The 10,168-nt window shown below is 37.1% G+C and carries 9 protein-coding genes; 6 read left to right on the forward strand and 3 right to left on the reverse strand.

The window, feature by feature from the left end:
* Positions 1-6: 6 nt before the first annotated feature.
* A complete protein-coding gene (locus tag MRZ19_RS06465; protein WP_291031487.1) occupies positions 7-948 on the reverse strand; it encodes a phosphatase in 942 nt (313 codons plus the stop codon).
* 150 nt (positions 949-1,098) lie between these two features.
* Here MRZ19_RS06465 and MRZ19_RS06470 point away from each other — a divergent pair, with 150 nt between their 5' ends.
* From MRZ19_RS06470 to MRZ19_RS06495, 6 genes are all read left to right on the forward strand, one after another.
* On the forward strand, positions 1,099-2,157 hold the full coding sequence (locus MRZ19_RS06470) for a flagellar basal body P-ring protein FlgI (protein WP_291031495.1): 1,059 nt from the start codon (positions 1,099-1,101) through the stop codon (positions 2,155-2,157).
* Positions 2,158-2,166: 9 nt separating this feature from the next.
* Positions 2,167-2,490, forward strand: a complete 324-nt coding sequence (locus MRZ19_RS06475) for a rod-binding protein (RefSeq protein ID WP_291031488.1) — start codon at positions 2,167-2,169, stop codon at positions 2,488-2,490.
* Positions 2,491-2,492: 2 nt separating this feature from the next.
* Positions 2,493-3,503, forward strand: a complete 1,011-nt coding sequence (locus tag MRZ19_RS06480; protein ID WP_291031489.1) for an ATP-binding protein — start codon at positions 2,493-2,495, stop codon at positions 3,501-3,503.
* 37 nt (positions 3,504-3,540) lie between these two features.
* Complete coding sequence (locus MRZ19_RS06485) at positions 3,541-4,749, forward strand: phosphoglycerate kinase (protein ID WP_291031490.1); 1,209 nt, start codon at positions 3,541-3,543, stop codon at positions 4,747-4,749.
* Positions 4,750-4,820: 71 nt separating this feature from the next.
* Positions 4,821-5,777: a magnesium/cobalt transporter CorA gene (gene corA / locus MRZ19_RS06490; RefSeq protein ID WP_291031491.1), complete on the forward strand. Its 957-nt coding sequence runs from the start codon at positions 4,821-4,823 to the stop codon at positions 5,775-5,777.
* Positions 5,778-5,899: 122 nt separating this feature from the next.
* Positions 5,900-6,535: a group I intron-associated PD-(D/E)XK endonuclease gene (locus tag MRZ19_RS06495; RefSeq protein WP_291031492.1), complete on the forward strand. Its 636-nt coding sequence runs from the start codon at positions 5,900-5,902 to the stop codon at positions 6,533-6,535.
* A gap of 232 nt (positions 6,536-6,767) precedes the next feature.
* Here the strand turns inward: MRZ19_RS06495 and htpG are convergent, their stop codons facing one another.
* Both htpG and MRZ19_RS06505 read right to left on the reverse strand, forming a co-directional pair.
* Positions 6,768-8,648, reverse strand: coding sequence for a molecular chaperone HtpG (gene htpG / locus MRZ19_RS06500; RefSeq protein ID WP_291031496.1), 1,881 nt, complete (start codon positions 8,646-8,648; stop codon positions 6,768-6,770).
* Positions 8,649-9,172: 524 nt separating this feature from the next.
* The coding region (locus tag MRZ19_RS06505; protein WP_291031493.1) for a flagellar hook-basal body complex protein at positions 9,173-10,168 on the reverse strand (996 nt) is incomplete at its 5' end.

A 10,168-nucleotide genomic window follows, 5' to 3' on the forward strand; every position in this document is an offset into this window, starting at 1 on the left:
CATAGATTAAATCTCTCCCATCACAGAAGCAATCACAGCCCCCTCCCTAAGCCCCTCATCCATCACTAAACATTCCTCAAAACCCAAAGCCTCCATAAAGCAAGTAAATAGCGCAATCCCAAAAGGCACGACATCTGCCTTAAACTCCCCAAAAATAGCAATTTGCGATTCCATATTCAGCCTTAAAAATTCCTGCAACACCCTAACAAAGTCCCCCCTTAGAAGCGTTTTTCCAAACACCGCCTTAGAATCATATTTCTTTAATCCAAGTTTAAAGCCACACACAAGCGTTGGCGTGCCACTATTTGCCACAAGGAATTTTGGAATCATTCCCCTGCCCTTACAAGATTCCACAAACGCCACAATAGGCATTAAAAACTCATCCTTACACGCCTTTAAATTCTCTGCACTCTTAAATCTATCCTTCGCGCTTACAATCCCTATTTCAAAGCTTTTTGCAAGCTCCATTTCCAAACCACACACAATAAACTCACTACTAGCCCCTCCCATATCTACTAGCAAAAAGCAATCTTTGTCGTATTTTTCATTTTGCACCTTTAGCTTCTCTAGTGCGATTTTTGGGGCTAGAGTTGTGATTTTTGCTTCCATTTCACCATTAATAACACGGAATCTAATACCACTTTTTGCAAAAATCTCTTGCAAAACCTCCTCTTTATTGCGTGCTTTGCGCATTGCTTGCGTCGTTAATGCAACCACCCTATCCGCACTAGAAACCCCTAAAACTTCACGCATTTGCAACAATCCTTCTATAATACGACAAACCGCAGCTTTACAAATCTCACCGCTTTCCTCTAAACCCTCTGCTGTGCGCACCGTAAAATCAGATTCCTTTAACACTACAAATTCCTTATTTGCGCCATTATCACGCACTTCCATACGCACACCACGCAGAGAATTACTCCCTAAATCAATCCCTATAATTTCCACTTTAAGCTTCCTTTTGTTAAGATAAATGCCTTAATTATAACAATTAAAAGAATATAATTTTGGAATACTTCTTGCTTTGACTGCCTAGAAAAGATTTTAGCGAAATAAGGACATTACGCGATGAAAATAACAAAACTCTTCAAACATTTGATGCTATGCATTACACTCACACTCCCTGCTTTTAGCGCAAAGGTGAGCGATTTAGCAAACATTGTAGGCGTGCGCGATAACCAACTTATCGGCTATGGTTTAGTTGTAGGTTTAAATGGCACAGGAGACAAAACAACTGCAGCTTTCACAATGCAATCTATCTCAAATATGTTAGATAGCGTGAATGTAAAGGTGAATGCAAACGATATTAGCTCTAAAAATGTCGCTGCTGTGATGGTAACAGCAAAACTTCCAGCCTTTGCAAGACAGGGCGATAAAATTGATATTTTAGTCTCAAGCATAGGCGATGCAAAATCGTTAGAGGGCGGAACACTGCTTTTAACTCCACTTAGCGGGCTTGATGGCAGAATCTATGCTGTGGCACAAGGTGCAGTAGGCATTGGCGGTAAAAGTGAGAGGGGCGGGAGTGCAAACCACCCACTAGCAGGAGTTTTACCAAATGGTGCAACGGTGGAAAGGGAAGTTAGCTATGATTTATACAATAAAATCAACGCCACGCTAAGTTTAAAGGAATCCAATTTTCAAAATGCAATGCGCATCCAAAGAAGCATCAATGCAGCTTTTACAAATCCACAAGAACAAGAAGGACAAACACAGGCGCAAACTCCTATTGCAACGGCAATTGACCCGCGCACAATTAAACTCCAACGCCCACAAGAAATGAGTATGGTAGAATTTTTAGCGCGCGTGCAGGAAATTGACATTGACGCAGTCAGAGAAGACAAAATCATTATCAATGAACGCACAGGCACAATCATTGCTGGTATGAATGTAGAAGTTACACCCGTAGTTGTAACACACAACAACATCACCATTAAAGTCAGCAACGAAGCCATCACAGACCCAGAAGCTGTTGATATGGGAAGCGGAGCAAGTTTTAGCGAAGAGCAAGCAATGGTAAGTGCGCAAAATAATCCAACCATTTCAAGCGTAACTAGAGCATTGCAAAGAATGGGAGCAACACCAAAAGATATGATTGCAATTTTAGAAACAATGAAAAAAGCAGGCGCATTTAACGCCGACTTAGAAATCATCTAAAGGATAAAAATGCTAATAGATTTTAATGCAATCAGTGGATATTCTAAGGAATTAGTTGATAGGGCAAAATCCACGCCAAAGATTCAAAAAACAGATGATGACTCAAGATTAAGAGAGCAAACAGATGCCTTTGAAGCACTGATTATAAAGAATATGTTAGACATTTCTTTAAAAATGGACGACACACTTTTTCCAAAAGCTCCCGGACACGATATTTATGAGTCAATGTATCGCGACACACTTTCAGAATCCTTAAGCGGTAGCTTTGGTTTTAGCGATTTACTCTTTGATTACTTAAAAGATTTACAAAACAAACAAGGTGCTAAAGGCTAATCGTGATTGATGAACATTTATTAGAATCCCTAAGCAGTAGCGATAAAGAATCCTTTGCAAAGGGCTTAAAAGAACTTATCACGCAAACTTATGAAGTAGAAAAAGAATTTGTAGAGCTAAAAGCACTCTTTGAAGAAGTGCTAGATGTCCTACCAACAGCAGTTTGGGTATTAGAACAAGAAGGAGAGATTTTCTATCAAAACAGCCTAGCCTGTGAGATTCCAGAGATTTTAGAGAAGCTTGATTTCTCCCAAAACAATCGCCAAGAAATTGAACTTGAATCCAATAAAGTCTATCTTGTGCAATCTAATACCAAACTCAATAAACGCATAGTTTCTGCCACTGATATTACAAGTGAAAAGCGCAAAGAACGCTTAGCTTCTATGGGGCAAATCTCTGCACACTTAGCGCACGAAATCCGCAATCCTATCGGCTCTGTTGCCTTGCTTGCTTCCACATTAATTAACCGCGTGGATTTAAAAAACAAATCCCTTGTGCTAGAGATTAAAAAGTCCATTTGGAGAGTGGAGCGCATCATTAAAGCAACACTGCTTTTTTCTAAAGGCGTGCATTGCAATCACAGCAAGATTGACCCACAAAGCATCAAAGAAGAATTAAACGCATCTATTAGCCACTACACTTATTCTAAGGACATCACCTTTATATTTAATTTTGACAAAACACATTTTAAAGCGGATTTTGATTTGCTCTGCATTGTGCTACAAAACTTCTTATTCAATGCAATAGATGCCATTGAAGAAGGGGAAAACGAAGAAGGGCTTGTGGAGATTAATTTTTACAACACAGACAAACACGCCTTATTTGAAATCTATGATAATGGCAAACCCATTGAAAACCCAGAAATTCTTTTTGAACCTTTTAAAAGCACTAAGGTCAAGGGAAATGGCTTAGGACTTGCGCTCTCTTTACAAATCATTGAAGCACACAATGGCAGCATTACACTCTTGCAAAATGGCAAAAAAGGCTTTGCTTTAGAATTAAGGCGTTTTTAGTTAAGATTTGCTTAACTATTTTACAAAAAGGGTGTCTATGAGTGAAAATATCCAAACAATGCAAAATGTAAAAAGCATTCGCGAAACCAACCTTAAAAATAAACGCATTCTAATCCGTGTGGATTTTAATGTCCCTATGGACAATGATTTAAACATTGGAGATGATACAAGAATCCGCGAAGCAATTCCTACGATTAATTACTGCATTGACCACGGAGCAAAATCCATTATTCTAGTTAGCCACTTAGGGCGACCACAAGGAAAAAGCGATTCCTTTTCTTTAAAACACATTCTCAAGCGTCTTGAACGCTTACTTTCTAAAGATATTGTCTTTGTTGATAGCTTAGAGAATGCACAAGTTACGCTAAATACACTAGTTGATGGTAGCATTATTTTGCTAGAAAATATCCGCTTTTATGCAGGCGAAGAAAAAAACGATTCCAATCTTTCCCAAAAACTTGCAAATTTATGCGACATTTATGTCAATGATGCCTTTGGAGCTTCCCATCGCAAGCACGCTTCTACTTATGGAATCGCACAATATGCTAAGGAAAAAGTTGCCGGCTTGCTCTTAAAAAAAGAGATTGATTCTTTTGCAGTTGCTCTCTCTAACCCTTTGCGCCCGCTATTATTAATCGTAGGTGGCTCTAAAGTGTCCTCAAAACTCACACTCTTAAACTCTATCTTAAATGTTGTGGATAAAATCATCATTGGCGGAGCAATGAGCAATACTTTCTTAAAAGCAGTCGGATATGACACAAAAGCTTCTTTAACAGAAGACCATTTGCTACAAGACGCACGCAATATTTTAAGAAATGCCAAAGAAAAGGGCGTAAAGATTTATTTACCCGTAGATGTTGTTGCAACTGATGCCATCAAAGAACCAAAAACCATTAAAATTATCCCCGCTCAAGATATTCCAGAAAATTTAATGGCAGTAGATATTGGACCAGCTACTGTGAAACTCTTTAATGAAGTCATTAAAGATTGTGAAACTATCATTTGGAACGGACCGCTAGGTGCTTATGAAACACAAAAATTCTCACGCGGAACTTTTAGCATTGCACACGCAATTGCAGACACCTATGCTTACAGCATTATCGGTGGTGGAGATACCGCAGATGCCGTAGATAAAGCAGGCAATAGAGATAGTATGAGCTTTACCTCAACAGGGGGTGGAGCAAGTTTAGAACTCTTAGAAGGTAAAGTGCTTCCAGCATTTGAAGTCCTAGACAAAAAAGAATAATAATGGACAAACCCAAGAATCTTTTAAACCACTAAACTAAAGGGGTTTATTCTCCTTTAGAAGGAGTAATAATGTTAAATTTATTTATTAAACGCAACGGAATGATTGTAAGAGAAAGTATCCAATCCATAGAAGCAATTGATGCAAGTGCCGATGTGCTTTGGATTGACTTACTACACCCAAGCACTCAAGAAATCGCCTACATTTCAAAAACCTATCTTTTAGACATTCCAACCAAAGAAGAAAGAGAAGAGATTGAAGAATCCGCGCGCTATTGGGAAGATAGCGAAAGTATAACCATTAACACCTACTTCCTAACGCGCCCTAATGCAGAGAATATTTTACGCAACGAAACCATTACCTTTTTACTCACGCATAATATCCTTTTTACTCTGCGTTATAGTGAATTTAAAGTCTTTGATGAAATCCAACAACGCGTCCTTGCAAACCCAAAAAATTTTGAAGATGGATTTGATTTAATTTCAAAAATTTTTGAATTACGCGTTGAAAAAGATGCGGATATGCTAGAGAGTATCGCTAAACAAACGCGTCTTTTGCGTCGTGCAATTGTTTTAGACAAACGATTAGGTGATGACATTTTAGAAAATCTCTCCCTTTTACAAGAAATGCACCTAAGTTTGCGCGATAGTTTGTTTGATAAAAGACTTGCAATCATTGCACTCTTACGCACAAACAAAGCCGATGCAGAAGTTAAAAAAGACTTAGGAATCGTGCTAAAAGACATTAATTCTCTTGTAGAATTTACAAATGTTAATATGAATATTTTGGATAATATTCAAACACTTTTTTCTAGTCAAATCAACATTGAACAGAATAAAACCATTAAAATTTTCACCGTTGTAACTGTGGCAATGATGCCCCCAACACTAATTTCTACAATCTATGGAATGAATTTCAAATATATGCCTGAGCTTGAATGGACATATTCTTATCCCATAGTCTTAGGCGTGATGATTATCTCAACCGTGCTTCCAATTCTGTATTTTAAAAAGAAAAAATGGTTGTAATGTGGAATCTAAAAAACACAATTTTCATTTTGGATTCCAACTTTTAGCCTTAAAGAATTAGAATTGTGTTTTGATTCTAAAATCAATCAAGCAAGTTATAAAGCCTAAAAAAGGAAATAAAAATGGCGGAAAAAACAAATTGGATAGAAATTGCAAAAGATATTCTAGGAAAAGCAAAAGAGCCTTTGCATATCAATGAAATAGCCAATAGGGCATTGGTTGCTGGATACATAAAAGGAGATTTAGAAACAATCACTAGAAATATGAACGCTTCTTTGGCGAATTCTGTAAAAAAGCCAAAAATAAGCCCTTTTAGAAAAATAAAAAACAAAAATGGAAAAAGCTTTAAGAAAGGATTTTATGAGCTAAAACCTATCAAAAAAGCACAAACTCAAACTCTAATAACTCCAAAACCACAAGTTAATACACAATATGTAGGCAAAGCAGGGGAAATGGCGGTATTTTCTGAACTTTTATTTTATGGCTACAATGCTTCTATAATGTCAGTAGATGACGGCATAGATTTAGTTGCCACAAAAGAAGGGAGATTCTTTTTCATACAAGTCAAAACAGCTCTATCAAATGATAATAAAACCCCAAATTTTACCATCAAAAAAGATTTTTTCATAAGATATGACAAATCGGAAACATTTTATATTTTGGTAATAAGAAATTTTGACAAAAAGGGTTATTCAAATTTGTATTTTGTAATACCCAACCACACAATAAGAAAAAATGATTTACGATGGAATCATTAAGGATTCTGATAACTACAATATAAGAATTGCACAAGAAAATAATATGTGGGTTGCAAATGGCAAAGAGAACATAACACATTATCTTAATAACTTTATGGATATAAAATAGACGCAAGATTGCAGGGCTTTCTTTAAATTTTCATTTTGGATTCTATATTTCAACAAGCCTTTTAACTTTTTAAATTATCCAATTCTAAAGTTTGGAATCCAAAGCGGAATCCAAACTAAAGCCCTAAAGGCTAGCTTGCAGTAGAGTGTTTAAGCGTTTTACAAAGGCATTCACATCTTTAAGCTTACCCCCTTCAAGCAACTTTGCTTCTTCAAGCAACAAATGCGCAATTTCCTTTGTTTTCTCCCTATCATTGCTCATTAGCATTCTAGTTAAAATAGTATGGTTTGGATTTAATTCTAAAATCGGCTTAGACTCTGGCATATTCCCCTGCATTCCCATTTGACGCATCATTTTTAGCATCGCACTATTTTGATCCTCTGCTTCTACCACACAAGAAGGCGCATCAACTAGCCTAGCACTCAAGCGCACTTCTTGCACCTCATCACCTAAGGCTTCTTTAAAAATCTCTAGCAAGCCCTTAAATTTCTCCTGTGTTTGCTCATCAATGCTAGCTTCTCCTAAATCCTCCAAAGCTTCCTTAGAAGTAATCGCACGCAATGGCGTTTTATCATACTCTTGCACCATAGGCATTACGATTCCATCTATCTCATCACCAAAAAGCATTACTTCAATACCTTTTTTGCTAAACGCATCAAGTAAAGGCGAGCTTTTAAGCAACTCCAAATCCTCCCCTTGCAGATAGTAGATTGCCTTTTGCCCATCAATCATTCTCTCTTTATATGTTTTAAAAGAAATCTCTTTGCCCTCACTTTTCGTGCTAGTAAAGCGCAAAAACTCCATTAGCTTTTCTTTGTTTTCAAAATCGCTATAAACCCCCTCTTTTAAGCATCTGCCAAACTCTTTATAAAATTTAGCGTATTTTTCTGTATCTTTTTGTAAGGCGTCAATCTCGCTTAGAATCTTTTTTGTAGAAGCAGACTTAATTGTAGCTAGGATTTTATTTTGTTGCAAAATTTCACGGCTTACATTAAGTGGCAAATCCTCACTATCAATAATCCCCCTTACAAAGCGCAAATAAGGCGGTAAAAGTTCCTTATCATCATCGGTAATAAACACTCGCTTCACATACAGCTTCACGCCACTTTTATAATCCACGCGATACAAGTCAAAAGGCGCACTTTGTGGGATATAAAATAAAGTTGTGTATTCTAAAGTTCCCTCCACCTTTGTATGTATCCAAGAAAGTGGCTCACTAGAATCATAACTTAAAGTCTTATAAAACTCTTTGTATTCCTCCTCTTTTAAATCTTTCTTTGCCACACGCCAAAGGGCTGAAGCCTTATTGATTTGTTCGCATTTTTGCTCTATGACTTCCTTTTTATTTTCCTCCTCACCCTCAGTTTTACTCTCAGTAAAATGTAAAAAAATTGGGAATGGAATGTGGTCGGAGTATTTTTTGATAATCTCTTCTATGCGCCAACGGCTTGTAAATTCCTTTTCATCATCTTTTAAATACAGCTTAATCTCACTTCCGTGCGTTTCCTTCTCACAAGGCTCAATATCAAACTCCCCACTCCCATCGCTAATCCACGCATACGCTTGACTCTCCCCTGCTTTTTTAGTTGTTACTATAATCTTGCTTGCCACCATAAAAGCAGAATAAAACCCAACACCAAACTGCCCAATCAACGCGGAATCCTTTTTCTTATCCCCACTAAGTTTTGATAAAAAGTTTTTTGTCCCACTCTTTGCAATCGTGCCTAAATTCTCTATTAAATCCGCTTCATTCATACCCACACCGCTATCGCTAATTGTTAGCGTGTTTTTCTCACTATCAAAGGCTATGTCAATCCTAGGCGTGAAGTTTAGCGACTTTAGCTTCTCATCTGTTAGCGTTAAGTATTGCAGCTTATCTAGCGCGTCTGAAGCATTACTCACAAGCTCACGCAAAAAAATCTCTTTATTAGAATACAAAGAATGTATCATTAAATCCAAGAGTTGATTCACTTCGGTTTGAAAAGTATGTTTTGCCATAAATATCCTTTTTTGAAAAATTTCCGCGCATTATAGCAAAAAATAGAAAAAAATCAATAAAGTTTATATAGATAATATCAACTTTATTTAGTTTATTTAAATAATATTTTATATCAATCTATTATAAACTTTGAAATTTTGAAACTTTAAAGTCTTGAAAGCTTCAAAATAGTAATACCCAAAGGTTTTCAGTAGCTTTTTAGAGTTTTAAAATCGGAATTAAAATTATAGAATATGTTATAATCGCAGTGGTGAAGTTTGATTCCTTAGTGAATTAGGACTTCACTAAGGAAAATTTGCTTCTCCGAAAGGAGGATTAAATTATGCTAAAAATCGTAGTAATTGTATTATTACTATGCTTAATCGCTACTTATGCGCATTAAGTCCCCTTTAAAAGGGGGATTTTCAGTTTCCTTTTTGTTTTACACTTTTAATCTTTAAAATTAATAAATAAAGTTAAGAAATGCCAATTTCTTTTACACTTTTTAACTTGAAAGCTTCAAATACGATTCCATATTTAAAGAGTAAAATTATTGTTTCAAGCCTAGCAATGTGTTTAGCACTTGATCAGATGTGGTAATGGATTTTGAGCTCGCCTGAAATCCCCTTTGCACAACGATAAGTTGCGTTAGACCACGGCTTAAATCCGTGTTGCTCATCTCAAGTTTAGAGGTTGAAACATCTGCACGCCCCCCTGTCCCAGCAGCTCCAAGAGTTGGTTGCCCCGAGTTTGAAGACTCTGCATAAAGATTACTTCCAGCCTCCTGCAAACCTTCATAATTGGCAAATGTAGCCACTGCAACTTGCGCTAAAGCTAGGTTTTCTCCATTGTCAAACCTTCCCAACATTGTCCCTGTCTTATCAAAATAGTACTCTCTTAATGTCCCTGAAGCATAGCCATCACCCTTTACATTTTTAGATTCCGACTCCTTCGCCGTGCTTGTAAGCCCATCAAATCCCCCTCCCCTTCCAAAGTCTAAGTCAATGTTTTGCGGAAAAGAAGCCCCCGTGTTTGGCTTAAATTGGATGCTACTAGGATTTACCCCTAATAACTCTCCATTTTCTCCGAAGCTTATGCTACCCCCCTCTAAAATGTTTGGGCGTTGCGCACTAGCACCAATAAGCTCTGCAGGCTCTGGCACAATGATGCGAAAGCTCCATTCATTGTCTGAGATTTTCTTAAACTGCATCGTAAAATCGTGTTTATTTCCCAAGCTATCAAAGATATTCACCGTTTGTGCAAATGTTGCCATTCTTAAAGCTCCCGTTGTGGTTGCATTTCCGCCTTCTACTAGCACACCCGTATTCATTGCTTTCATTTGATTTTTAAACAAAACATTTGTTGTGTTATTTGCATCGTTAAAAGCAGAGACAAAAATGTTTAAGCTATCAAATTCCGGATTTGCAAATCCACCAGGAGCTGCTACCGCACTTGCTTTAATGCCATCATCTCTATTTTCAATAGCAAATTGCCCATTGTCATTTAAAGTTACCTTTACACTATATGCACTCTCAGAAGGTGCATC

This window comes from Helicobacter sp., assembly GCF_022770205.1.
GTDB lineage: Bacteria > Campylobacterota > Campylobacteria > Campylobacterales > Helicobacteraceae > Helicobacter_D.

Bases quoted from the DNA above. Each gene is read 5' to 3' on its own strand.
- MRZ19_RS06485 (WP_291031490.1), top strand. From the start codon at position 3,541: ATGAGTGAAAATATCCAAACAATGCAAAATGTAAAAAGCATTCGCGAA.
- corA (WP_291031491.1), top strand. From the start codon at position 4,821: ATGTTAAATTTATTTATTAAACGCAACGGAATGATTGTAAGAGAAAGT.
- MRZ19_RS06470 (WP_291031495.1), top strand. From the start codon at position 1,099: ATGCTATGCATTACACTCACACTCCCTGCTTTTAGCGCAAAGGTGAGC.
- MRZ19_RS06475 (WP_291031488.1), top strand. From the start codon at position 2,167: ATGCTAATAGATTTTAATGCAATCAGTGGATATTCTAAGGAATTAGTT.
- MRZ19_RS06495 (WP_291031492.1), top strand. From the start codon at position 5,900: ATGGCGGAAAAAACAAATTGGATAGAAATTGCAAAAGATATTCTAGGA.